This is a genomic window from Mesorhizobium sp. LjNodule214 (assembly GCF_964252735.1).
Taxonomy (GTDB): Bacteria; Pseudomonadota; Alphaproteobacteria; order Rhizobiales; family Rhizobiaceae; genus Mesorhizobium.
The window spans coordinates 953,752-976,948 of record NZ_CAXUPE020000002.1 but is presented as its reverse complement, the minus strand read 5'-3'; the positions used below and the strand labels follow the sequence as shown (position 1 = coordinate 976,948).

Annotated in this window: 19 protein-coding genes; 6 read left to right on the top strand and 13 right to left on the bottom strand. The window is 61.6% G+C overall.

Going from position 1 to position 23,197, the window contains the following annotated elements; translation table 11 throughout:
• Positions 1-9: 9 nt before the first annotated feature.
• The 5 genes from ACSQ3Z_RS18475 to ACSQ3Z_RS18455 all read right to left on the bottom strand — a co-directional run bounded on the left by ACSQ3Z_RS18475 (position 10) and on the right by ACSQ3Z_RS18455 (position 5,399).
• Complete coding sequence (locus ACSQ3Z_RS18475) at positions 10-861, bottom strand: glycine betaine ABC transporter substrate-binding protein (protein WP_436172748.1); 852 nt, start codon at positions 859-861, stop codon at positions 10-12.
• A gap of 81 nt (positions 862-942) precedes the next feature.
• A complete protein-coding gene (locus ACSQ3Z_RS18470) occupies positions 943-2,274 on the bottom strand; it encodes an NAD(P)/FAD-dependent oxidoreductase (RefSeq protein WP_436172747.1) in 1,332 nt (443 codons plus the stop codon).
• On the bottom strand, positions 2,271-3,788 hold the full coding sequence (locus ACSQ3Z_RS18465) for an aldehyde dehydrogenase (protein ID WP_436172746.1): 1,518 nt from the start codon (positions 3,786-3,788) through the stop codon (positions 2,271-2,273). Before ACSQ3Z_RS18465 ends, ACSQ3Z_RS18470 begins: the two co-directional genes overlap by 4 nt.
• Entirely contained in the window at positions 3,781-4,692 is a 912-nt protein-coding gene (locus tag ACSQ3Z_RS18460) for a dihydrodipicolinate synthase family protein (protein WP_436172745.1), read from the bottom strand. The genes ACSQ3Z_RS18465 and ACSQ3Z_RS18460 overlap by 8 nt, the downstream gene beginning before the upstream one ends.
• A complete protein-coding gene (locus ACSQ3Z_RS18455) occupies positions 4,689-5,399 on the bottom strand; it encodes a GntR family transcriptional regulator (protein ID WP_436172744.1) in 711 nt (236 codons plus the stop codon). The genes ACSQ3Z_RS18460 and ACSQ3Z_RS18455 overlap by 4 nt, the downstream gene beginning before the upstream one ends.
• A 292-nt stretch (positions 5,400-5,691) precedes the next feature.
• Here ACSQ3Z_RS18455 and ACSQ3Z_RS18450 point away from each other — a divergent pair, with 292 nt between their 5' ends.
• Positions 5,692-6,732, top strand: a complete 1,041-nt coding sequence (locus ACSQ3Z_RS18450) for a proline racemase family protein (RefSeq protein ID WP_436172743.1) — start codon at positions 5,692-5,694, stop codon at positions 6,730-6,732.
• Between the two features lie 82 nt (positions 6,733-6,814).
• Here ACSQ3Z_RS18450 and ACSQ3Z_RS18445 read toward each other — a convergent pair whose 3' ends face one another.
• The 5 genes from ACSQ3Z_RS18445 to ACSQ3Z_RS18425 all read right to left on the bottom strand — a co-directional run bounded on the left by ACSQ3Z_RS18445 (position 6,815) and on the right by ACSQ3Z_RS18425 (position 16,749).
• Positions 6,815-8,491 (bottom strand): GNAT family N-acetyltransferase, encoded by a 1,677-nt coding sequence (locus ACSQ3Z_RS18445; protein ID WP_436172742.1) that lies wholly within the window; start codon positions 8,489-8,491, stop codon positions 6,815-6,817.
• Between the two features lie 33 nt (positions 8,492-8,524).
• Complete coding sequence (locus ACSQ3Z_RS18440) at positions 8,525-9,865, bottom strand: HlyD family type I secretion periplasmic adaptor subunit (RefSeq protein WP_436172741.1); 1,341 nt, start codon at positions 9,863-9,865, stop codon at positions 8,525-8,527.
• A 14-nt stretch (positions 9,866-9,879) separates the two neighbouring features.
• Positions 9,880-12,024 (bottom strand): type I secretion system permease/ATPase, encoded by a 2,145-nt coding sequence (locus ACSQ3Z_RS18435; protein ID WP_436173934.1) that lies wholly within the window; start codon positions 12,022-12,024, stop codon positions 9,880-9,882.
• A gap of 705 nt (positions 12,025-12,729) precedes the next feature.
• On the bottom strand, positions 12,730-14,775 hold the full coding sequence (locus ACSQ3Z_RS18430; RefSeq protein WP_436172740.1) for a type I secretion protein: 2,046 nt from the start codon (positions 14,773-14,775) through the stop codon (positions 12,730-12,732).
• Positions 14,776-14,904: 129 nt separating this feature from the next.
• Positions 14,905-16,749 (bottom strand): hypothetical protein, encoded by a 1,845-nt coding sequence (locus ACSQ3Z_RS18425; protein WP_436172739.1) that lies wholly within the window; start codon positions 16,747-16,749, stop codon positions 14,905-14,907.
• Positions 16,750-17,355: 606 nt separating this feature from the next.
• On the opposite strand from ACSQ3Z_RS18425, the gene ACSQ3Z_RS18420 reads away from it, so the two are divergent.
• The gene (locus tag ACSQ3Z_RS18420) at positions 17,356-18,138 is read left to right on the top strand and encodes a helix-turn-helix transcriptional regulator (protein WP_436172738.1); all 783 of its coding nucleotides are present in this window, start codon (positions 17,356-17,358) and stop codon (positions 18,136-18,138) included.
• Between the two features lie 7 nt (positions 18,139-18,145).
• Positions 18,146-18,628, top strand: coding sequence for a hypothetical protein (locus ACSQ3Z_RS18415; protein ID WP_436172737.1), 483 nt, complete (start codon positions 18,146-18,148; stop codon positions 18,626-18,628).
• 119 nt (positions 18,629-18,747) lie between these two features.
• On the opposite strand, the gene ACSQ3Z_RS18410 is transcribed toward ACSQ3Z_RS18415, so the two are convergent.
• The gene (locus tag ACSQ3Z_RS18410; RefSeq protein WP_436172736.1) at positions 18,748-19,866 is read right to left on the bottom strand and encodes a GNAT family N-acetyltransferase; all 1,119 of its coding nucleotides are present in this window, start codon (positions 19,864-19,866) and stop codon (positions 18,748-18,750) included.
• Positions 19,867-19,881: 15 nt separating this feature from the next.
• Here ACSQ3Z_RS18410 and ACSQ3Z_RS18405 point away from each other — a divergent pair, with 15 nt between their 5' ends.
• On the top strand, positions 19,882-20,424 hold the full coding sequence (locus ACSQ3Z_RS18405) for a hypothetical protein (protein WP_436172735.1): 543 nt from the start codon (positions 19,882-19,884) through the stop codon (positions 20,422-20,424).
• Between the two features lie 264 nt (positions 20,425-20,688).
• Here ACSQ3Z_RS18405 and ACSQ3Z_RS18400 read toward each other — a convergent pair whose 3' ends face one another.
• Complete coding sequence (locus ACSQ3Z_RS18400) at positions 20,689-21,192, bottom strand: transglutaminase-like cysteine peptidase (RefSeq protein WP_245451709.1); 504 nt, start codon at positions 21,190-21,192, stop codon at positions 20,689-20,691.
• Between the two features lie 462 nt (positions 21,193-21,654).
• Here ACSQ3Z_RS18400 and ACSQ3Z_RS18395 point away from each other — a divergent pair, with 462 nt between their 5' ends.
• Positions 21,655-22,137 (top strand): hypothetical protein, encoded by a 483-nt coding sequence (locus ACSQ3Z_RS18395; protein ID WP_436172734.1) that lies wholly within the window; start codon positions 21,655-21,657, stop codon positions 22,135-22,137.
• A 309-nt stretch (positions 22,138-22,446) separates the two neighbouring features.
• Complete coding sequence (locus tag ACSQ3Z_RS18390; protein ID WP_436172733.1) at positions 22,447-22,710, top strand: hypothetical protein; 264 nt, start codon at positions 22,447-22,449, stop codon at positions 22,708-22,710.
• Here ACSQ3Z_RS18390 and ACSQ3Z_RS18385 read toward each other — a convergent pair whose 3' ends face one another.
• Positions 22,711-22,992 (bottom strand): hypothetical protein, encoded by a 282-nt coding sequence (locus ACSQ3Z_RS18385; protein WP_436172732.1) that lies wholly within the window; start codon positions 22,990-22,992, stop codon positions 22,711-22,713. It lies immediately after the preceding gene.
• Positions 22,993-23,197: the final 205 nt, after the last annotated feature.

Here is a 23,197-nt window from a genome sequence, read left to right as displayed (position 1 = left end):
TTTCGGCAATTATTCGGCCTTGATGTTCTCCCAGCGCTTCAGGAGGTCGGCATGGCTGTCGGTCCAGTCCTTGATGGCCTCGTCCATGGTCTTGCCCTCGTTGACCGCGCCATTGATTGCGGTGATATCGGCAAGCGGGACATAGACGCTGGCGATGACTTCGCGAGCGTGCGGGTTGTCAGCGGAGAAGCCCTTCTTGCCGATCCAGTAGTAGCTCTGCGGCGGCGGGAAGATGCCCTTCGGGTCCTTGAGGAACTTGACGTCATACTTCTGCATCATCCAGGAGGGTTCCCAGATCGTGACGGCGATCCATTCCTTGCGGTCGACGGCCGATTTGAGTGCAGCGGTCATCGCGGCGGTGCTGCCTTCGACAAGCTGGAGCTTGAGGTCATAGGCTTTGACCGCGTTTGCAGTGTCTCGCATCAGACCCGATCCAGGCTCGATGCCGACAAGCTTGCCGCCGAACTTGTCTGCGTTGTCATTCAGCTGGTCCGTGGAGTCGATCGTCACGTACTTCGGCACGGCGATGGCTTGGAACAGGCCATGCGAAACCGGAGAGATTTTCTCGAGGCGGTTCTTGTTCTTGTCCCAGTAGTCCTGGGCGACATAGTCGGTCTGCGAGGCGAGGATCTGGATGTCACCCTTGGTCAGCGCGGCGTAGGCGATGCCCCACTCGGAAAAGTCCACCACCTTGACGGTGTAGCCCGAGTCTTCGAGCACCTTCTTGGTGATGCCGGTGATGGGGGTGAGGTCCTCCCAGGACATCGTGCCCACGGTAATGGTTTTTTCCTCCGCCTGAGCAGAAAGCATGGTCATACCGACCATCGCGGCAGCGCAGAGCGCTTTCCACAACGTCTTCATTTTACTCACTCCTTATTTTTGTTCCCATTTTCGTTTGAAGACTTCGCGGTCGGCTCAGTCTCCATATTGCGCGGCGAGGGCTCATCCCTCGCGGCCTGCACGCAATTCCTGCCATCGGATCACGGCGTTGGCGCCGAGCCATGTGAGCGGCTCCGGAGGGAGGCGCGCGGGCTCCGGCTGATCCGAGAATTCGTCGAGCATGTCCGAGCGGGTACCGGTCGCCAGATCGGCGGCCATGACGCCTGCAAGCGTGCTTTTCACGGTCCCAAGACCGTTCTCGCAGCACGCGGAGTAGAGGCCTTCTTCGATTTCGCCGAAGGCGGGCACATGGTTCCGGCTAAGGCAAAGCCGCCCGGCCCAGACGTGCTCGAACGGCACGTCCTTGAGCTCCGGAAACCTGGCGTCCAGGGACGTCCGCTGCTCGGCGGCGATCCTGGCCAGGCGTTTCTCGCCCACTTGAACAGTCCAGTCGTAAGTGAACCGGGTCCGGATCACGATACGCGAGGATCCATCGGCGGTGATCTTCCTGACTGTCGCACCCATCGGATCAGCCGGAAGCAACGCCCACCTGTCCTTGCCCGTGGACCGCGAGGTGAAGGGGGCGGTCATCGATGCGTAGGTGAAGATGTGCATCAAGCGGCCGCGGAAGTGGCCGAAATCCTCGATGTGGCCGTTGATGCCCAGGATGACTTTCGGTGCCGTGACGCTTCCGTTGCGCGACACGGCCTTCCACATCCCGCCCCGGCACTCGAGTTTGAGCACCGGCGAGTGCTCGAAGATGTCGGCCTTCGATGCCAGCCCCGCCGCGAAGCCGCGTATATAGTCGGCGGGCTGGATCATCACGGCGCCCGGCGTGTAGAGACCTCCGAGATAGTAGGACGATCCGGTGATCTCCCGCATCTCGCCGGCATCCAGGAAGCGGTGCTCCTCGCCGATGCCCTTGAGCGAGCGGCCGTAATTCGCGTTGAGCTTCATTCCGCGCTCTGTCGCCGCGGCATTGATCTTGCCCGACGGATCGAAGGTGCGCTCGGACATGCCGTATTCCGCCGCGACGTCGGCGGCGAAAGAGATCGCAAAACGGTTCTGAGCGATCTCCACTCTCGTCGCGGTCTCGTCGGCGACGGAGTACTCGCCCGAGGACAGATTATGCGGCACGTCGATCACGTAGCCGGAGTTCCGGCCCGAGGTGCCTTTGGCGATCTCTCCCGCCTCCAGCACGACGATCTTGTCGTCAGGCCGGAGTTGAGACAGCCGCCGCGCGGCGGAGAGGCCGGCGAAGCCCGCACCGATGATCAGCCAGTCGGTCGACACGTCGCCGTCGAGCGTCCGGACGGGGAAGCTGCGACTGCTGATCGCCTCCCAGCCCGAGGTTCCGGATTCCGCCGGAAGACGCTTGACGACGATTTCGTTCATCGGATGGTCTCGTCGACCGAACGGTCCGAGACGTCGATCCAGACCGTCTTCAATTCACAATAGTTGTCATGCGCGAAAACCGACTTGTCGCGTCCGCCGAAACCAGATTCCTTGTAGCCGCCGAACGGCGTCGTCGCGTCGCCTTCGCCGAAGCAGTTGACGGTCACGACGCCCGCCCGGATCTCGCGCGAAAGCTTGATCGCCTTGCGCAGGCTTCCAGTGTAGACGGACGCGGTCAGGCCGTAGTTGGTGTCGTTGGCGAGAGCCACGGCTTCGGCAAGGGAATTGAACGTCGTGACCGAAAGGATCGGCCCGAAAATCTCCTCCTGAAACAGGCGGCTCGAAGGCGTGACACCGTCGACGACGGTCGGCTCGATGTAGATGCCCTTGTGCGTGCCGCCGCCATGGACGACGGAGAGCTTTTCGGTCTTCACCTCGCCGAGGAAGGATTTCACCTTCTCGAAATGGCTCTTGCTGACCAGCGCGCCGATGCGATTTTCCGGGTCGAGCGGGTCGCCCGTCTTCCACTCGCGCATGTAGGCGCCGATCCGATGCAGCAACTCGTCCTTGATCTTGGCGTGGACGATGAGCCGCGACGTGGCCGAGCAGTTCTCGCCCATGTTCCAGAACGCGCCGTTGACCACCTGTTCGGCGACCAAGTCGAGGTCTTCGGCATCCTCCAGAACCACGGCCGGGTTCTTGCCGCCGCATTCGAGGACGACGCGCTTGAGATTGGAGTCCGCTGCGTAGCGCAGGAAGCGCCGACCTGTCGGCGTCGATCCGGTGAACGCCACCATGTCGACGCCCATATGCATGCCGATCGGCTCCCCGACTTCCTTGCCGCCACCGGTGACAACATTGAAGACGCCCGCCGGGATACCCGCCTCATGCGCCAATTCGGCGACACGAAGCGTGGTCAGCGTTGTCTCCTGGGCCGGCTTCACGATCACCGAGCATCCGGCGGCAAGCGCAGGACCGATTTTCCAGGCCAGCATCAGCAGCGGGAAATTCCAGGGGAGCACGCAGCCGACAACGCCGACCGGCTCGCGCACGACCATGGTCAGTGCGTTCGACCCCACGGGAGCCGTGTTGTCATAGAGCTTGTCGATCAGTTCGGCATGCCAACGGATGGTATGGATCGTATCCGGAATATCGACGGTCTGGCATTCGCGGACGGGCTTGCCGCTGTCGAGGCTCTCCATGACCGCAAGTTCGTGGCGGTTGCGCTCCAGAAGTTTCGCGAATTTGAGCAGCACGGCCTTGCGCTCGCCAGGCGAGCGGAGATGCCAGCGGCCGTCGTCGAAAGCTTGCCTGGCCTTGGCCACGGCGAGGTCGACGTCGGTAGCGTCGCAGGCCGCGATCTCGGCAAGGGTGTCGCCCGTCGCCGGATTGGTTGTCTTGAATGTCTTGCCGGAATTCGCCGGACGGAACGCCCCGTCAATGAAGGCATTGGTCGGGAACTGGATGTCTGTGGCGATCGCCTTGTATTCGGCAGCGGTCAAAGGTTCATGCATGGTTTGCTCCCGACGTGATCTGGGTGACCGTGCGCTTCAAGGTGGCGACGACAGTCTGGAGAGTTCGCTTTTCTTCCGAATTGAGCGGACGCAGCGGCGCCCGCACCGGGCCTGCGTTCAGGCCGATCAGCTCGCAGCCGTGCTTGATCGACTGGACGAACTTCCCGCATTCGAGGAAATCCATGAGGGGCAGCATCGCGGTCATGATGGCGCGGCCCTTGTCGAAGTTTCTTTCGAGCACGCAGGCTTCGTAGAGCGAGACATGCTCGCGCGGGAGAAAATTGGAACCGGCGCAGACCCAGCTCCTGGCGCCCCATGCAAAGAACTCGAGCGCCTGGTCGTCCCAGCCGCAAGAGAGCGAGATATGGGGGAATTTCCGCGCCAGCAAATGGAGGTTGCTCGCCTCGCCGGAGCTTTCCTTGATGGCCACGACATTCCGGGATTTGCCGACGCGGGAGAAATAGTCCTCTCTCATCGTCACCCCCATGCGGGCCGGGTAGTTGTAGAGCATGATCGGAAGGTTCGCCGCGCGGTCGACCGTAAGCGCGTGGACCGCATTCTCGCGCTCCGTCGGCAAGGCATATGGAGGCGACGACACGAGAATGGCGTCGGCGCCGATCTCCTTCGCCGCCTTGGCATATTCGACCGAGTCTTCGGTCCTGGTGGCGCCCGTTCCGATGATGAGCGGAAGCCGGGTGCCAATTACTTCCTTGGCATAGGCGGCGAGATCGAAGCGCTCCTGGGCGCTCTGGGCGTAGTATTCACCCGTCGATCCGCCAACGATGATGCCGTGCACCCGGGCTTCGATGAGCGACTCGAGCACCGCCGCGAAGCCGTCACGGTCTATCTGCCCGTCTGGGCCGAGAGGTGTGATGGCCGGAGTGTAGATACCTTCGAACTTCAAGACGATTTCTCCATCGATCGGGCAGGCGTTTCGACGAGCGCGTCCGCCTTCATTCCTTGCGGTGCGATGAACATCTCCATGTTCTCGCGCGACAGTTCCCAGTGTTCGAAAACAAGATCGACGACCGTGTCCTCGTCGTGCGAGCCGATGGCTGCGATGAAGCCATCATGGTGGTCCACGGCGAGCACTAGGCGGCGGCGCATGTCATCGTTGCGGGGCCGGAAGAAGGTGTGGCCGATCCGGGCATGGTCGATCAGGAGCCGGCCGAGGCTCGGCTGCAGGTAGGCATTGCCCGACATCTCGCCGATGATCTCGTGGAAGCGATTGTTCTCGAGGACCATGGAGAGCGCGTCGCCGGTGACGCTTGCCGTACGGAACCGTTCCTGCGTGTCCTTGAGCTCTGAAAGCTGCTTGGGCTTGAAGTTTTGCACCGCAAGGCGGCCGATCGCGGCATAGATCATCGGCGCGACCAGGAAGAAGTGCCTGAGCGTCTGATGGTTCATGGGGATGACGCGCGCGCCGCGGTTGGCCCGGATATCGATGTAGCCTTCACCCTCGAGCCGACGAAAAATCTCGCGAACCGGGGTTCGGGAGAGACCGTAGCGTTCGCTCAGGCTCACTTCGTCCAGATCCTGATCGGGGTCGAGTTCCATCGTCAGAATCTGACGCTTCAGATCGTCGTAAAGACCGTTCTTTCCGCTCTTCACCGAGGCCTCCTGCTGTCTGAATTCTCGCGACAACGGCTTCCATCGACCGTGTCGACGGCAGGGAATTCGCACATGCAGATGCGCGAGTCAAGAAATTGTATAATTTGCGTACACATTTTTTATACACAAAGAGTACAATCGTTGAAACTGGCCATGGACCATCGACGGCTGGTGCCAATGGCGCTATGCGACCGAAGAATTCTGTGTTCTCAAGAGGGCTGTGATTCAGGACTCGGCGCGGCTATCCGCGCTGCTTGCCAGGCAGACAGGCCTTGGCCGACAGGGAGTTACAATGCGTACGAAAACCAGCATTCGTGTCGTCGGCTGCCATGCCGAAGGTGAAGTCGGTGACGTCATCGTGGGCGGCGTCCTGCCGCCGGTGGGGCGTACGATGATGGAGAAGATGATCACAATGGAACGTGATCACGACCATATAAGGCGTATGCTGATCTGCGAGCCGCGCGGCAGCGTCGCGCGCCACGTCAACCTGCTGGTTCCATCGACGCGTGACGATTGCGCCGCCGGCGCCATCATCATGGAGCCGACGGAATACCCCCCGATGTCCGGTTCCAATACGATCTGCGTTGCGACGGTGCTGCTCGAAACCGGCATGGTGCCGATGCAGGAGCCCGAGACACGCTTCAAGCTCGACATGCCGGGCGGCGTCATCGAAGTGCGCGCCGAATGCCGCGACGGCAAATGCCTGTCGATCACCTTGCGCAACGCGCCTGCCTTCGTCGACCGCCTCGACGCCAATATCGAGGTCGAGGGGCTCGGCACGCTCGTGGTCGATGTCGCTTATGGCGGCATGTTCTATGCGATCGTCGATGCCAAGGCGCTCGGTTTCTCGGTCGCCCCCGACGAAGCTCGCGAGCTGGCGGTGGTGGGCGAGAAGGTTCGACGGGCCGCGCGCGAACAGCTCGAAGTCGTGCATCCGGAATTCGACCATGTGCGCGGCGTGTCGATCGTCCAGTTCGCCATGCCGTTCCAGGGCCCCGGCAACGTCACCCGCAACACCTGCATCGTCTCGCCGGGACGCTCCGACCGCAGCCCGACTGGAACCGGCACGTCGGCCCGCATGGCCGTGCTGCAGGCTCGAGGCTTGATGGGCATCGGCGACATATTGATCCATGAATCGATCATCGGCTCGCGCTTCACCGGCAAGATCGTGGAGTTGACGGAAATCGGCGACCGCAAGGCGATCGTTCCGGAGATCACCGGCCGAGCCTGGATCACGGGCGAGCATGCCTACTATCTCGATCCGACGGATCCGTACCCGCAAGGCTACGTGCTGTCGGACACGTGGGGGACCTCCACCTCGGTGAAGCAGTAGGCCTGCCGACGGCCGGCCAGGCGATCTCGACCTCGCCAAAGCCAGAGGCATGAGGCGGTGGACGATCAGGGCCTGAACCGCTCTAGCCGGCAGGGCCGATGGGAATCGGCCCTTTTGCGAGAGACAGGATCGATGCGTTAGCGCTTGCTTGCGCAAACATCGGCGACTCCGCCTTAACCGGATCCCGCCTGATGTAGCAGGGGTTCGCATCCTGCTTCAGTTTTTGCAGCTGCACGCGTGCCTTGGCGCGAAGCAGCGGGTCCACGGGACCTTCGGATCGATCCTGCACCGCGCTCAAGACCTTCGCTGCCTCGTCCAGTTGCTGGAGCTGCGCCAGGCTGCGGCCAAGGCCGTATTGGGCTCCGGGAAGATCCGGATTGAGCTCCAGGACCTTGCGGAAGGCGTCCGCGGCCTCGGCATGGCGACTGAGCGCCTGAAGTTCAACGGCAAGCCTCGACCATGCCTTGATCGATTTTGGTGCGATCTCCACGAGTGCGCCGAAGGTGTCGGCGGCTGACCAGTGATCTGCTTTGGCCGCGAGCAATTGACCCAATCCGTACAAGGTACGCGCGTGGCGAGGGTCGATCTCGAGAATCTGGCGATAGGCGGTTTCGGCGTTGGCCAGTTTGCCCGCCTCGTGAAATTTGGTCGCCTGCTCAAGCACGCTTGCCGCGGATCTGGCGTCAAGCCGGTCACCGAGATTGCGGCCCGTTTTGGTCTTGACCAGAACACAATGAATCCTGGTCTCGTCGACACCGAATGAATATTTGTAGGACTCGTTGCCGCGCAGGAAATCATAGCTGCGGAAGCCCTGCTCGATCGCACGACGAATGCAATAGGCATGCAGCACAAGGCCCGGTGGGATTTCGTTGGCGGTCTCGTCACGTCCGGCGAGGTGGAAGAGCATCGCCTTTTTGACCGGATCGACCAGGAACGCCAAGCCTGCGAGCGGTTTGTCGTGGTGCCAGAGAATGGGCAGGAACAGCGTCCCGCTCTGGAAGGCATCCTTGAACAATATCCGGTTGGACCTCAACAAGCCGGGCAGAAGGTTGCCCTTCCGTGGCGCCCATTTGATGCGCCACATTTCGAGGATGATGCCGATGTCGCGGTCGATCGTCGAGGCGTCGGCGTGGGTGATGCGAAATTCGTCCGACCCGTCCAGTTTGCGCAGGAAGCGCCTGATCTTCTGGCGCGTGTTTGAACTGATCTTCCGCTCGAGATAAGTGTCCCAATCCCCCGGCAGGTTGGTGGCCGGGCAGATGCAGTTGTCGACATTGTCGGTCTTGTTGACGCGCTGCATCCTTTGGGCGGTCAGCCGCTTGTCGGCAAGGTTGTCGAGCAGCAGGCGGCGCCGCTTCTCCGACATGCGCAGATTTTCGAGATGCAGCTTGGCCCAGTTCATCTTCATGAGATGTTTGGCAAGCGCCGGGATCGCGCGGTCGGCAAAGCCTGGTGCGCAAACGATGCCCGTATAGTCGGCCGCGTAGTTTGCGCCCATGTTGATTTCGTTGTGGCAAAAGCCGGTCTTCTTGTTCAGCCTGGTGCGGAGCCGCAACGGCAGCAGGGCGATATAGGGAGACCCTTGCGGTCCCAACCGGGCCGCCAGGATGGACCAGGCACCTTCAAAACGGCGAAGATAGGACGACAGGAACGTCCAGGACAGAAAGAACTGGGCTTCGGGGTCCTTCTCGTAAAGGTCGTCCCAGTTCTGCCTGAGCCCGTTGAGGCCCTCCCGTGTCGTGATGACATCGATGTGCATGGTTCCCCCCGAATTTGTCCCTGTCTGCGAAGCTCACTGTTCCATGAATGCCCTGGCCATGCTGTCGGCGATCGGTTTCGTCAGATAGCTGAAGAACGTCCGCGACTCGGTTTGCACCAGTATTTCGGCAGGCATGCCCGGCGTCGGCGTAAAGCCGTGTGCCTTCGCCAGTTCGCTTGCCGGCAAGCGAACGCGCGCCAGATAGACCTCCTTTGGTGTGGGGCCACTCATCTCAGGCAACGCGTCGGCCGAGACGTAGTAGACCTCGCCTTCCAGAACCGGCGTGGTGCGCCGATTGAGCGCAATCAGCCTTATCGAGGCCTGCTGCCCGACCTTGACGTTGTCGATGTCGGTGCGAGGGACCTGCGCCTCGATGACCAAAGGCACGTCTGAAGGCAGGATCTCGAGGATGGCCTTGCCGCTCTCGATGACGCCGCCGGCAGTGTGGTAATGCATGCGTATGATCGTGCCGGGCACGGGCGCATTGATGGTGACACGGCGAAGCACATTCTGCGCCTCGCGTGACTGCTCGCGCACCGCGTCCAGTTCGGCCTCCAGGCTCTGCAATTCCTGGAGCGCTGCCTGGCGATAGGCGTCCTTCGTCTGGGTGATCTGCTGCTCGAACCTGACGATCTGTTCGCGGTTCTCGGAAACCTCCGCCACCATCTTGCCGATCTGGCCGTCCGCGTCCGCCATTGCCCGCTGGATCGCCTTCACCTCGGTTCCGCGGATCAAGCCCTGGTCGAGAAGCTTTTTCTTGCCCTGATATTCCTCCTTGAGGAATTGCAGTTGCCGCCGGACCGACGAGATCTGCTCCTCGATCCCTTCGTTGCGGAATTCCATCGCCTTCTTGTTCTGATCGAACAGCCCTATCTCGCTGTCACGCTTGCGTCCCGCAGCCTCGAAGTTGAGCTGCTGGCTCTCCATGATCGGCGTGACTTCCGGGTCGTGCCGGTTGTCGAGGATGATCGATGGAAACTGGATCCTGGCGCTGCCTTGCACCTCGGCATTCAAGCGGGCGGCGATCGCCTCGAGCCTGGCCTTTCGCAGGAACAATTGCCGTTCGTTGGTCTGGGCGGCGGTTTCGTCAAGCCTGACCAGCGGCTGATCCAGGCTGACATGGTCGCCTTCGCTGACCAGGATTTCCTTGATGATGCCGCCTTCGAGATGCTGAATGACCTTGTTTTGCCCGGTGGCAACGAAACTGCCTTGAGCAACGATGGCGGATGCCAGCGGCGCCGTGAAAGCCCATGTGCCGAAGCCGCCGAAGGCCACCGAGATGAGCAGGACGCCAACCACGGTCTGTTTCCAGATCGAGCGTGGCACCTCGGAGTACCACTGCATGTCGTGAACTTTTGCGATCTCGGTTGTCATTTTTGATTGCCCGGCTACTGGATCTGATGACCAAACGCCCCGCCTTCGATGCTCAGCCCGCGGGTCGCCAATGCCTGCAGCACATCCTGGCGCATGCCGAACAGGGCAACGGTGCCGTTGACGAGCAGGAGGATCTTGTCGACGCTCTTGAGCAGGGACGGGCGCTGGGTGATGGTGATGACCGTGATCTTGTGCTCCTTGGCGTGCTGCAGCGCGCGCTCGAGTGCCGCGTCACCCGCCGAGTCCAGGTTCGAGTTCGGCTCGTCGAGCACGACCAGGCGAGGATTGCCGAAAAACGCGCGGGCGAGGGCGACACGCTGCTTCTGTCCGCCGGATAGCGGCGCTCCGTCGGCAGCCACGAAGGTCTCGTAGCCGTGCGGCAAGGTGGAGATCATTTCGTGGACGTCTGCCAGTGCTGCGGCCTGATAGATTTCGGCATCGGTCGCGTCATCGCGCATGCGGGCGATGTTGGCCTTGATGGAGGCCGGAAACAGCTGAACGTCCTGTGGCAGATAGCCGATGTTCTCGCCAAACTGGCGCGGATCCCAGTTGCGCAGATCCATCAGGTCCAGCCGGACGTTGCCTGATGTGGGCAGGATCGAGCCGACCAGCATCTTGCCTAGGGTCGTCTTGCCGGCGCCCGAATTGCCGATGATCGCCAAGGAGTCGCCCGGCGAAAGCGCGAACGAGATGCCGTTGAGCACGACGCGCTTGGTTCCCTGGGGCACGAAGAGAAGGCGTTCGACGTCGAGACGGCCCTCGGGACGAGGCAGGTTCAATCGTTCGAAATTGAGCGGGGACGACTGCAGAAGCGAAGCAATCCGGCCGTAGGCGGCGCGAGAATGCACGACCTGGTTCCAGCCCTCGATGGCACCTTCGATCGGACCCAGAGCCCGACCGGCGATGATCGATGCGGCAATGACCATGCCGCCGGTGAGATGGCCTTCGATCGACAGATGAGCGCCCCAGCCAAGCATCGTCACCTGAGTCAGAAGCCGCACCGCCTTCGAGATCGAAGCAAAGACGATGTTGCGATCCTGTGCGATCACCTGTGCGCGAAGGGAGTTTGCCGTGTCCTTGCCCCAAATCCGCACCGCCTCGGGAATCATGGCCAGCGCGTTGATGATCTGGGAATTGCGCGACATCGAATCGAGATGGATGTTGGCCTTGCTCTGATGCGCATTCGCCTCGCCGAAGGCCGCCGCCGTCGCGCGCTGGTTGAGAATCGTGATCAGCAGGAGCAGCAGCGCCGAGGCCATGACGATGAAGCCCTGGTGCGGGTGGATGAGAAACACCGCCAGCATCATGAAGGGAGCCATGGGCGCGTCGAGGAACGACAGCAGCGTGCCGGATGTCAGGAATGTCCTCAGCTGCTGCAGGTCACCCAGGACCTGATACTCTTTGCCGTTGCTGTTAAGGGAGGCTCTCGCCGCGGCACTGAGGATCGGCGCGCCCAGCTGGGCCGCGACCTCGACCGCCGTGCGCATAAGGATGAAGCGGCGAAGCGCATCGAACATCGCCTGCAAGACCACCGCGCCGACAATCACCAGCGTCAGCATGATCAAGGTGTCGGCGGAACGGCTGGTAAGAACGCGATCCGAGATCTGGAAGAGATAGATCGGGATCGCCAGGACCAGCACATTGCACGCGACCGTGAACAGCATGACGATGAGCAGGTTTTTCTTGACCGCTCGCAACCCGGCCTTGAGAGAAGCGCCGAAATCGACTGGGCCGAGGCGCTTGTGAAAGACGCCGCCACCACCGCCACCTCCGCCGCCGCGCCGGCCGCTGTCGTCGTCGCCGCCGGGAGGGGACCCGCCCTGGTGCGGTTCCTTGGCTTTTATCGGACCGGTGTCGCCTTCTATGACGATCATGCCCGGTGTCTTGGGGACGTCCTTCATCTCGGATGTCTTGGGAGCGCCAGGTGTCCCGGGAGCACCAGGTGTGCCGGGAGCAGCAGGTGCTGCCTTGGCCTGCGGTTCAAGAGGCCGTTGCAGCGCAGGCTCCGGTTTGGCTGCTGACGCGGTCGAGATGCCTTGGTTCTGTGCCGGCGAAGCCGCCCTTGGCCCTGGCTCTGGCGCTGGTCGCGGGAACCTGCTCTCGCGTGGTGGCGCGGGCTCGGGCGAAGCCGCGGCATTGATCTCCCTGGGGCCGGCCATGGTGCTCCGGCCCGGTTGCCGGGCTGGCTCCGGGCGGGTTGGCTGACCGGGGGATTCAGTGGTCGCCCTGTCGCTGGCGGGCACCGGCTTCGGAGTTGGCACGGTGGCCGGTGCCGTCGCGCCATCGGGACGCGCCTGGCCGGACGGGCCGCTTGAACGCGCGGTTGACTGTCCCACTGAAATCGTTTTGTCCTCGGGCCGCCTCTCCTGCATGGCAGGGGCGGGCGCGGCAGGATCGGCCGCCGGCTTATTCGCCGCCATGGCCTGCGGGGCCGCGGCTGGGCTCGCCGCCGTGTTGGTTGGCTTGATCTCGCCGCCGCTTGGCGCAGGCGCAAGCTTCGCAGCGACTGGAGGCGCCGATGCTCCGGCGGCTGGCACCATCCTGGCCTGGGAGGCGGCGGCAGGCGGTTTGGCCTGCTCTGCCGGATTGCGGGATTGGGGCAGAGCCCGATCATGCTCGACCTTCGCCGCCGGCTGGGCTGCGACGTCGTGCAGCTGGTCGACGACGGTGTCCATTGCCTTGATGGTCCGGTCGATGACCCGCTCATGCTGCTGCAAGGCGCTCGAAAGTGTCTTGCGGGGTGCCGCGGAACTCGGGTTTTGCGGTGCCTGGTCGCCCTCTTGCAAGGCTGCTTCCAGATCCTCGGCAAACGTCTCCCAAGCCAGGTCGCGATCGTCGGTCATGATATCCCCCCGGATCTCAGATCAGCCCAAAATTGTCTGCATGCCGTCCGCCTGGACGTGGTCCGGCGTCGGCACGATCGGATGGTCTATCTGCGCGTCATCGTCGGTGGTGTCGTCGGCCAGGAAGGCGACCGCTTCGTTCACCAGCGCGTCCGGATTCTGCCCGCCGAGCTCCGGATCGCACGAGATGATGTCTGCCTGGATCAGGATTTCCTGCGAGTAGTGCTCGCCGCCCACATACGTCTTGTCGGTCCCGTCGACGTCGACGATGCCGGCAAAGTTTGCCACCTGGTTGCCGCCAGTGGTGACTGTCCACTCCGCTTCGGGGTGGGCGACGAACTGGTTCATCGCCAAGGCAACCTGGTCGCTGTCGCCCAGCACATTCGTCTGGGCGACGTATTGCACATTGAGCAGGTCGCCCGAAATGTAGAGGACCCGCAAGGTACCGATACCGGCGAAGGCTTCGTCATTGAGGATGTCGCCAGGACTGCCGGCCTTGCCGGCCGCCATATCCTGGGCCGCCTGCAGATAGGAGTTCGGCAATGCCTCGAAATTGTTCTGCCCGCCGACATTGATGATCGTGGCGTCGTTCCAGAGCAGGTTCCCGGCGGTCGAGTGGGATCCCTCTCCGGACGTCTCGAAGCCATCCACCGCGCCGATGAGATCGTTGTCGATCAGGACGTTGAGCTGATGGATGATGTTGGCGTCATAGATGTTTCCGCCGATGATGATCAGGTCGTAGTACTGGCCCAGCTGATTGATCGATATATCGTTTATCTGAGTGTTGTCGCCAGTGCTCACCATGGTCCTGACGCCGGATGAGGACAGGATCGAGGTGTCGTTGTCCGTCATGAAGCTGTATTGCTCGAGCCAGTTCATGATGATCAGGTCGCCGGTGACCTGCGTCACCACCCAGGCGGCGGGGAAGCCGTCCGCCGCGGTTGGCGCTTCGCTGCCGGCCGACGGATCGATGTGCTTGAACATCGCGATGTTGAAGCTCTCGTCAGGCGCGTTGCCCAGTGTCCACCCGTTCAGGCTGGAGGAGACCGCATCGGTGTCGCAGCTCGCGTTGATTTGAATGATGGCATTGATTTCATAGCTGTTTCCGACAGCGGCGACGACAGACGTCGTTGTCCAGTTGTTCGTCATGACGGCCGAGTTGATCAGCGTGTTGCCGCCGGCGTCCAACTCGACGCCAGGGTTCAGCAAGCCGTTGCCCCAACCCGACATGAAGTCGGAGGAGTCCGGAGGCGTGTTGTAGTCGTCCTTGTCGGCGCCTTCTTCGGTTCCGTCGGAGTCGTCGTTCTGTTCCTTGAGGATGTCGAGATGGTCCTCCGCCTTCGGCGCGTCGGCTTCGTCGACCAGCTGTCCGTTGACATAGGTTCCTTGGATCGGCCCCGAAGCCGCGTCCGGGTGCACCACGAAAACGCTCGCTTCGCCATCATAGCTGTCGGAATAGGCGGCGATGCGCTCGCTTGCGGTGATGACGGTGGTGGCGATGTCCTCGGCGGAGCCCGGCCGTGCCAGATCATCGAGCGGCGACAGTTCCGCCGCGGTGTTCATCAGGGACACCATCTGGCTGCCATCGTCGAGCGTCGGGGTGAATATCAGGCCGTGTCCTCCAGCGCCGACATAGTCGTTGTCGGACAGGCGGATCTCCTGGTTGATGTGAATGGCGACCTCGCCGGGAGGTTCGATGTGCGGCAGGATGTTGTGGCCGCCGAACCCCGGCAAATGCGGGATGTGAAACAGGTGGTGGCCAGGGCTCAAATGGCCGGCGTTCGGAATTTCGGGAGGCGTGTACCAGAAGCTCGTGCTGACAGTGTACGGCACCAGTTCCGGCTTGAGCCCCATATACGGAACGTGCGGATCGAAATCGTCCAGCGTATAGGGCGCCTTGACGTTTATGTTCGTGCTGGGAAGGTCGGGGTTCTCTTCCTCGACGGCCTCGGCAATCTTGAAGTCGTCGTAGGTCTTTAGCTGCCGTGCTTCCTCGACCGAGATTTCGAGCATTCCTATAAAGTGCGAGATAGCTTCGGTGATCTTGTCCAATTGCATGGAGTACACGGTAGCCTCCGTATCTTGAGATCATTCACGCTCGATCGGGCGGCATGTCTCCCGGATGGAAGGACTGCGCGGATAACTCCGCGCAGTCCCAAGCTGTCTGATTTCCTGAGAAATCAGTCGTGCAACCAATTACGCACCATTGTTGTCGCCGGCGTCTTCGCCAGTCAGCGTGTTGGTGAAGTTGCCGCCAACCACGGTCTGATCGACCAGGTTTTCTTGCAGGTTGGCGCCCATCACGATCTGCTGGTTGAAGGCACTGACGTCGATCAGGCCGTCGGCCGAGGCATGGCTGGTGCCGGTCACGAAGCCGTCATCGCCATTGCTCGAGCCCCAGGTTCCGCCGTCGCCGCCGGCACCGCCGTCGCCATTGTAGGCGTAGCCGCCAGTGCCACCGGCACCGCCGTCACCAGCGAGGGTGAACCCACCCTTTGCATCGCCGCCGGTACCATCGGCCCAGGCGCCACTCAGCGCATGACCGCCGTCGCCGCCAAACGCCCCTGCGAAGCCGCCGAGGCTGTCGCCACCGGTCGCGTCGCCACTGGTGGCCGCGCCACCGGTTCCGTCGCCGCCCGTGCCGCCAGCGCCACCGGTGCCTGCACCCACGCCTGCGCCGTAGCCGGCACCGTATCCTGCGCCGAGGGCATCGCCGCCATAGGATTCGGAGTTGCCGCCATCGGCATCGGCATTGCCGCCGTCCGACTTGGCGTTGCCGCCGTCAGCATCGGCACCGCCGCCGCCGCCGCCGCCACCACCACCGCCGCCACCACCGGTGGCATCGCCAGCGTCGCTCTTGGCGTCGCCGCCTTCACCGTAGTTCAGGAGCGATAGCTTGCCATCGACATCGAGGCCGTCGCCGCCATCCGACTTGGCGTCGCCGCCAGTCACATCGCCGCCACTGCCGCCGTCGCCGCCATTGCCGCCATCAGCCTTGGCATCGCCGCCATCGGCCTTGGAGTCACCGGCTTCCGCCTTGGCATCGCCGCCGTCTTCCGACTTGGCATCGCCAGCTTCCGCAGCACCGACACCGAGACCGAGGCCGAGCCCGAGGCCGAGCCCGAGGCCATCTCCGCCGTTGGCGTTGCCGCCATCGCCGGTGCCGCCCTTGGCGTCGCCGCTATCGCCGTCGCCCGCCTTGGAGTCGCCGCCGTCGGCCTTGTTGTCGCTCTTGGAGTCGCCACCGATGGCCGCACTGAGCGCCAGGCCACCCTTGCCGTCGCCGGCTTCGGCGTCGCCGCCCTTGGCGTCGCCGCCATTGCCGCCTTCGCCGCCATTGGCCTTGGCGTCATCGCCGCCATCGCCGCCGCCGCCGCCAGCCGAGATGCCGTCGCCGGCGCTGGATTCGCCACCCTTGGCGTTCAGGTCAAGCTTGAAATCGGCGTCGTTCTTGACGGTCGCGTTGTCGAGCTTGTCGTTGTCGTACATGTTCAGGGTCTGGTTGATGATCGACGCGGTGTTGGTTCCGGCGCCGGTCATCGAATTGTTCAGGATGTCCTTGAAGGTGACGTCGTCACCAGGATCATAAGTGACGTTGCCGTCCTTGTTGTTGATCATGGTGTCGATTTTCATGTCGCCGTTGGCGTAGATATCGGCGAAGTCGTCATCGGAGTTTCCGAGCTCACCCTCGAGCTTGATGCCAACGTCGACGTCGACGTCGACCTTGGTCTCGTTGACGTTCTTGTTCTCGTTCGAGTTTTCGTTCTTGGACTCGTTCGAGTTCTTGTTCTCGTTCGAGGACTTGTTCTCGTTCTCGTTCTCGTTCGAGGACTTGTTGTCGTTCTGGTTCTCGTTTTCGCTCTTGTTCTCGTTTTCGTTCGACGCCTTGTTCTCGTTTTCGTTTTCGTTCTTGGCGTCGTTCGTGTTCTGGTTCTTGTTTTCGTTCTCGTTTTCGCCGCCGCCGTCACCGATATCGAATTCGCTGTCGACGATCTGCAAACCGAATGCATTGATGTTGTTCTTGTCGAGGTCGAGAGACATGATCGTGTCCTCAGTTGAGGCCGCGACTGCCGGACCGCATTCTTCTCTTACGCGGTCTTGAGCTGTTCGCGGACGTTGCGTTTAATGCGGTGAATGGATTGTCGGACCGAGGGGACTGAGGTCCGAAATCCGACTTTCATCATAAGTTTGCTTGAGTACCTCCCGTTGACTGGGGAGGGGCAGCTCGATCAGGCAATGCTCGGCCATCGCGCCGGACCTCAAAGATCCGGTCGCTCAGCTACGGCAAAGCCTGGGAGCTCCCCGCTCCTTGTATTGAACACGGGAAGTTTGTGGCCACAGGAGGCTGATTGTAAGCTGACAGTTCGGGCTAGCCCGTTCAATGGAATGGGGCGAAGGGTATTGCAGCTGTCAAATGAGCCTGAATTCCGCAATGATTTGCGGTCGCTGTCGTGCCGTTGGACGCCGCCCGGTGTCGAAGCGACGGGGCAAACCGGCAATAGCTCCTCCGAACTATATCAGGCAAGGCTAACTTAGTGTATAAGTCGTTAAGGCTAGCTGTTTTGCGGGGTAGAGGCCCGCGATATCGAAGAAGGAAAAAAACGAGACCAGACAGTGGTCTAAAGTGGTCTAGGTGGGGTGGCAACCATGTCAAACGTCAATAAGCGTAGCACCGTGGGTAGCGGTGCGGGAGAGAGTTGGGCTCGCAGAATTCTACTGACAGTTTCCTCGGCCGACAGCTTTCCGGAATGTCTTGTATACGCAATCGAGAGGGAATTTCCCTCCATAGCGGTGGAGCAGGCTACAAGCCTGGAAGCCGCATGCACCACGTTCGAGCATCCCGTTTGCTTGATACTTGTCGACACTGAATTCCTGGACACGATCGGCGACCATGCCGCCGATCTCATGCGGTTTCATTCGGCGGCACCTGTCGTTCTGGTGCAACACGACAGCCGCGCTCCTGTTTCCGTCCAGGAGGTCTTCGATTCGAAAATCGTGCGCAGTGTCCTGCCGATGGATCTGAAACTTGATGTCTGGCTTTCCGTCATCAGGCTCGTGCTTCGCGGCGGAGAGTATTTTCCGCTGGCCATGTTTCAGTCCCATGCGAAGGGCTCTTCCGACAAAGCTCCGGACGCCGCGCGGGCTCTTCAAGCGGCGAGCAGCGATGGTGGTTTCGATGAGATGGGCGAGCTGACCGAACGGGAATTTCAGATTCTCGAGATGGTCGCTCGGGGATTGCAGAACAAAATCATCGCGGTGGCGCTGCGTCTTTCCGAACATACGGTCAAGATCCATCTGCACAATATCATCACCAAACTCGGCGCCCACAACAGGACCGAGGCGGCTGCGATATTCCATGATCGAAAGGGTACGTTTCTCAACGACATGGAACGAGCAAGGCCGCCGCGCCTTTCTCAATCTTCGCTCTGAGTCGACGATGCCCCGCTTTCAGGAGGTCCTGCTCCTCGTTGGCCAGTTGAATTACACCTGGACCAACACTGAAAGCCTGTTGATTTATCTGATTGCCGGCCTGGCGAAGGTCGACAAGGAAACGGCAATCATCATTTTCCTGACGCTGAACACAACTCGGGCACGGATCGAGCTGGTCGAGCGGCTGGCGAAGATGCCGAAAACGTCGGCGCCATGCCGCCAGGCAGTCCTGACTGTTACCGACAAACTTACACGTCAAGCGAAGTTGCGAAATAAATACAGCCATTGCATTTATTCGTTCGATGAAACCGGGAATCATGCAAGCACGCAACTGATGCGCATCGTGGATGGGAAAGACGAGGTAAGGTACGGCAAGATTGAAGAGATAGATGAAAAGGAAATAAATAAAATACACGAATCTATCGATCGCATAAGAGATATAAACAAAGATGTATGGTCAATTGTTGAAGAGAATTCATTCCCGAAGTGAGGCGTTGCGTATCTTCGGCGGTGCCGAAGCCCCCCAGGGTCAGAAGCTCAAGATGATCCCAAATGGCCTTGCCGCGCAGGCGATCCGGCAGGCCATCGCGCCTTTCGCCCGGGCCGCATCTACTCCGCAGCGCTCGCGACATGCCGAAAGGTTTTCAACACTGTGTCGCGCAGGGCGAGAGCCTGGCTGTGGCCCGGCTCCAGCCCGATACAGTCATCCAGACTTGCGAGTCCTTCCTCAACGCGGTCGAGCTTCACCAGCGCGAGACCGCGATTGTAGTGTGCAGCAGGGACGTCGGGCCTGATGTCTATCGCCAGGCCGATCTGCCGTTCCGCGTCCTCATATCTGCGCTGCTGGAGGCAAATCACGCCGAGGAGATAGCGCACATCAAAATGCCCGGGCTCAATGTCCAGGATCGCGCGATACATCTTTTCCGCCTCAGCCAGCTTTCCAGCCTGGTGCAGGCCGGCGGCGGCGCCGAGATCTTGCGGCAGGCGGGACCGGCGCGCGGTATCCAGTTGCTGAAGCAGCTGAAATGCCCCGGCATGGTCCGGGTCGGCATCCAGGATCTGCCGGCAGGCGCGAGCGGCGCCTTCGAGGTCGCCCGCCTGATGGAGCCCTTTTGCTCGCGCGAGCACGACAGGCAGGCTCCGGCCCTCCAGCCTGTCGCGAAGATTGCGCCGTGTCGCCGTGCTCACGAGAAGGCATTCGACCCTGCGCTCGAGACCGCCGAAATCATATTTGTAAGAAAAGTCCCCGGTCTGCAGATCATAGACGGCAAAGTCGTTCTGAATGGCCCAGCGTATGCTGTAGAGATGAAGCGCAAAGCCGGGCGCCGGTTTTTTGATCTCGAGATCACGCCCATTGAGCATGCCGATCAGCGTCCGGTTTTTCCGGTCGATCAAGGTGGCCTGCGCGCCGATCGGGTTGTCACCCTGCCAGAGGACGGGGAGATAGAGGGCATCATCCTCGAAAGCGCACCGCAGCATGTTGCGGAAATTGTTCATCATGGCCTGCGGCAGGCCCGGGTGATACCGCGCCGCCAGCTTGGCGCCCCACTGGTTTTCCCAGAACTGAAGAAGCGTCTGCAGGTCGCGTTCCAGCGTCGCGGCGGTGACATCGGTGACCCGATACTCGGCCGCATCGTCGATTGCCCTCAGCGTGCGCCTCGCGGTCTTGCGCGTCGCGGCACCGAGCCTTTCGTCGAGGAATTGTTCCCAATCGCCGGGCAGATTCACATAGACGTAGATGTCATGATCGATGTTATCGCCGTCGTCCGGCCGCCTTACCTTGCCGGTCTGGAATTCGGGGGCGGCAAACTCCCCCAGAAACGCGTCCAGCCGCCGCCGCGACGCAAAGATGTTCTCGAGGTGCAGCCTGGCCCAGCTCAGCTGCTTGGTGTGTTCGGCGAATGCGCGGATGACGGCATCCTGAACGTCCGGATCGCAGATGAAGCCGGCGTAACCGGCAAAGTAGCCGCCTCCGGTCCGCAGTTCGTTGTGGAATGCGCCGTCCCTGGCCCTCTCGGTTCGAAGCTGCAGGGGGAAGAAGCCGACATAGCCGGATGCCCCGTCCTCTCTTGCGGCCAGAACGATCCATTGGTAGCGAAGCCGCTTGAACCAGCCCGCCATCCATGTCCAGGACATGAAATACTGAGCTTCGGGATCCGCCTCATAGACCGCATCCCAATTGCCTCGCAGCTGAGCGAGAGTATCGAAGCTATCGATGACATCCACACGCATGGCGTTGACCTGTGCTCAAAGAGCGTCGGCAAGAGGCGCTGGTCGCGGTACTGAGCTATTTCCCCCGAACCCTTGGCAAAGCCAAGGAATTGCCCTTCATGGTCCCATGGCGGGATTGGCCTTGCAAGACGATCAAACGATTGAGGGATCGCGAGACAGCCAGGCACGAAATCCTGCCATCAGACCGTCAGGCAATACAGGCTATTGGGCTCGGGCAGCCGACCGGAGCGGTTCGGCTTTCGAAGCGCCAAATCGCTATAAATGTTTGTTTTTACGCAATTCCGGACGAAACCGCTGCGCACTTTTCCTGAAATTGCCTTAGGAATCGATCTGCGTCCACTTGCCGTTTTCCGACTGGGACTGCCGGGCAAAGTAGTGATAGGAGGTCTGCGACCAATTCCTGACGGCGCCGCTGCGATTGTCGAGGATCAGGTCGCCCTTGTCAGTGCGAACGGTAAGCACCGTGTGTCCCTGACCGCCAAGCGTCACCACCGTCAGCAGAAGGGCTGAGGCAGGCCAGCCGCGCTTCATGAGCTCGCTCTTCTTCAGGATCGCGAAATCCTCGCAATCGCCTTCTTTCGTCGGGATGCGCCAATCGTCGGCGCTGCCGGCGGAAGGGTCGCTCCGCTCTTTGATCCTGGCGTTGACGGAACTGTTCACGGCCTGCAGTTCAGCCCGGCGCGCCGGTGTGAGCTTAACCTGCTTTACCTGCCCACCGGTGCTGCAGAGCCGTGGCTGCCGGGCGCAGAAGGGACGAAAGGCGGGCGGTGCAAAGGCATAGCCTTTGGTGACCATCATGGCCGCGCTGCCGGAGGTTTGCATGGTTTCGCTGCAGCCGGCGATGGCCAAGGCTGCGGCAATGAGCGCCGCCAAACGAATCACGTTCCGTCCCCTCGAGTTCGTGGTCGGAGATCATGTTCGAGGAATATGGTAAATCAACGTCCGCCAATAGCGTTTGCACAGGTTCTAAAACAATGTATACTTAACAATATGTTTCCGATGGTCGGAAACTTTGATATAGCGCCCAGTTTGGGGACGGGAGCGCCTTTTTTCCCTTAGGAGGAAGAAATGCACCTGTACTCAACCTGCGCGAGCAGGGTTCGCACAACCTTGCTTGTTTCAACCGCACTCGTGGCGGCGACTTTTGTACTCCCAGCATCAGCACAGAATGGCCCCAGGCCGCGGATGACGGCTGCGCAATGCCAGCCGCTGACGGAATCCAACTACGCGCTTTGCTGCATCGCGAGCAATCGCAGCAGTATTCTGAGCCGTGCACAAATCGCAATGTGCCCACCGATCACGACGGCTCTCATCGCAGCCGCTCTCAGCGACGGTGAAGGCGGCGGATCCGGCGGGTCTGGCGGGTCCGGCGGATCGGGTGGTTCAGGCGGCTCCGGTGGTGGCGGCGATGGCGGCGGCGGAGATGGCGGCGGTGGCGATGGCGGCAGCGGAGATGGCGGCGGTGGCGATGGCGGCGGCGGAGATGGCGGCGGCGGAGATGGCGGCGGTGGCTCCGGTGGTGGTTCGGGCGGTTCCGGTGGCAGCGGCGGTTCTGGCGGTTCGGGCGGCGACGGCGGCGGCAGTGGTGGTTCGGGCGGCGACGGCGGTTCGAGTGACTCCGGCAGCGGCAGTGGTGGCTCCGGCGGCTCCGGTGGCTCGGGCGGCAGCTCTGGTAGCGGCGGTTCTGGCGGCAGCGGCGGTTCGGGCGGCTCCGGCGGCGGCGGTGGTTCAGGCGGCAGCGGCGGCTCGGGCGGTAGCGGCGGCTGAGCCTGCCAGCGCACCGCAATCCAATGGAATTCGGGGTGGGCGCCTGCATGGGCGCCCACCTTGTCGTTTGGGTCATTCGCCGCGGCGCGTGACGAACAAATCCCTTTTTGAGCTCAACCGCCGGCAACCGATGGCTGTGATCCCAACTCCGGCCTTGCCGGCGTTGCGCCTGATGTGGGCGCCGGCCTTTCCGACAGCCGGCTCATTTCGGGGAAATTGGGGATTCCGCGGAAACGGAGCTTTTCATTTCCGATCAGTCGTGATTGATTTTTGAGCGTTCGTGTTGCGCAGGATAGCCGGAGGGGCTTTGTGCGACTGATCTCGATCATGGTTGAACTTGGTGTGATTGTTGGCAGCCTCGGCCTCGAGACCGAGGCGCAGTGCCGCAATCTGGCGGTGATGGCCACCACTTCAATCCCTGACCCGGCTGAAGCATTGCGTCTTCAGGAAGAACTGGCGGCCCAGTTTTCCTTACTTTCCTACGGCTCCGGTCTGGGAGCCGAACTCTCACCGCATTGGGACGAAATGCTCGATCTGGTCGAACTGGTCCGCTCCGCCTCCAGCTTGAACTGATCAAACCGAACTGTCGTGCCTGGCGTAGCTGGGGCCGAGAGAGCCTTGGAACCTCGGCAGTTGTATCGGTTTGACCAACAAGGTCATCGGATTGGGGTCCACCCTGACACTGCGCTGCGGTCTCGCCATCGCCAACCCCTTCTCCAGGGCATCCTGAAGACTTGTCGTGTAGTGCGCGGTGTCTTCGAGGCCGAAGAAGAAGTTTATGCGATGGGTTTCGCCCCTCTTGCTCATGACAATCCCCGCCGCCCGGAGCGCTTCCTGAACTGTCTTGTACGTCATAGCCACGGTTAACTCCCTGCCGAGTACGTTAAGGTCGCTCTTTTCTGTAACGAAACGGTGACGCTGACTGTGAAACAGGCAACATAGTCCACCCTTAGCCGGACTTTGCACTTCCTCCACCCGGACCTCGCCGCCTGCAAACAGGCGTTTCCGACGACTTGTGCCGTGGACGATACAAACCTGTTGGGGCCGGTGCCGTACGCGC

Coding starts and splice junctions, on each gene's coding strand:
- ACSQ3Z_RS18475 (WP_436172748.1), bottom strand. CDS start 861: ATGAAGACGTTGTGGAAAGCGCTCTGCGCTGCCGCGATGGTCGGTATG.
- ACSQ3Z_RS18470 (WP_436172747.1), bottom strand. CDS start 2,274: ATGAACGAAATCGTCGTCAAGCGTCTTCCGGCGGAATCCGGAACCTCG.
- ACSQ3Z_RS18465 (WP_436172746.1), bottom strand. CDS start 3,788: ATGCATGAACCTTTGACCGCTGCCGAATACAAGGCGATCGCCACAGAC.
- ACSQ3Z_RS18450 (WP_436172743.1), top strand. CDS start 5,692: ATGCGTACGAAAACCAGCATTCGTGTCGTCGGCTGCCATGCCGAAGGT.
- ACSQ3Z_RS18445 (WP_436172742.1), bottom strand. CDS start 8,491: ATGCACATCGATGTCATCACGACACGGGAGGGCCTCAACGGGCTCAGG.
- ACSQ3Z_RS18440 (WP_436172741.1), bottom strand. CDS start 9,865: ATGACAACCGAGATCGCAAAAGTTCACGACATGCAGTGGTACTCCGAG.
- ACSQ3Z_RS18435 (WP_436173934.1), bottom strand. CDS start 12,024: ATGGCCGGCCCCAGGGAGATCAATGCCGCGGCTTCGCCCGAGCCCGCG.
- ACSQ3Z_RS18425 (WP_436172739.1), bottom strand. CDS start 16,749: ATGTCTCTCGACCTCGACAAGAACAACATCAATGCATTCGGTTTGCAG.
- ACSQ3Z_RS18420 (WP_436172738.1), top strand. CDS start 17,356: ATGTCAAACGTCAATAAGCGTAGCACCGTGGGTAGCGGTGCGGGAGAG.
- ACSQ3Z_RS18415 (WP_436172737.1), top strand. CDS start 18,146: ATGCCCCGCTTTCAGGAGGTCCTGCTCCTCGTTGGCCAGTTGAATTAC.
- ACSQ3Z_RS18405 (WP_436172735.1), top strand. CDS start 19,882: ATGATCGATGTTATCGCCGTCGTCCGGCCGCCTTACCTTGCCGGTCTG.
- ACSQ3Z_RS18400 (WP_245451709.1), bottom strand. CDS start 21,192: ATGCAAACCTCCGGCAGCGCGGCCATGATGGTCACCAAAGGCTATGCC.
- ACSQ3Z_RS18395 (WP_436172734.1), top strand. CDS start 21,655: ATGTGCCCACCGATCACGACGGCTCTCATCGCAGCCGCTCTCAGCGAC.
- ACSQ3Z_RS18385 (WP_436172732.1), bottom strand. CDS start 22,992: ATGACGTACAAGACAGTTCAGGAAGCGCTCCGGGCGGCGGGGATTGTC.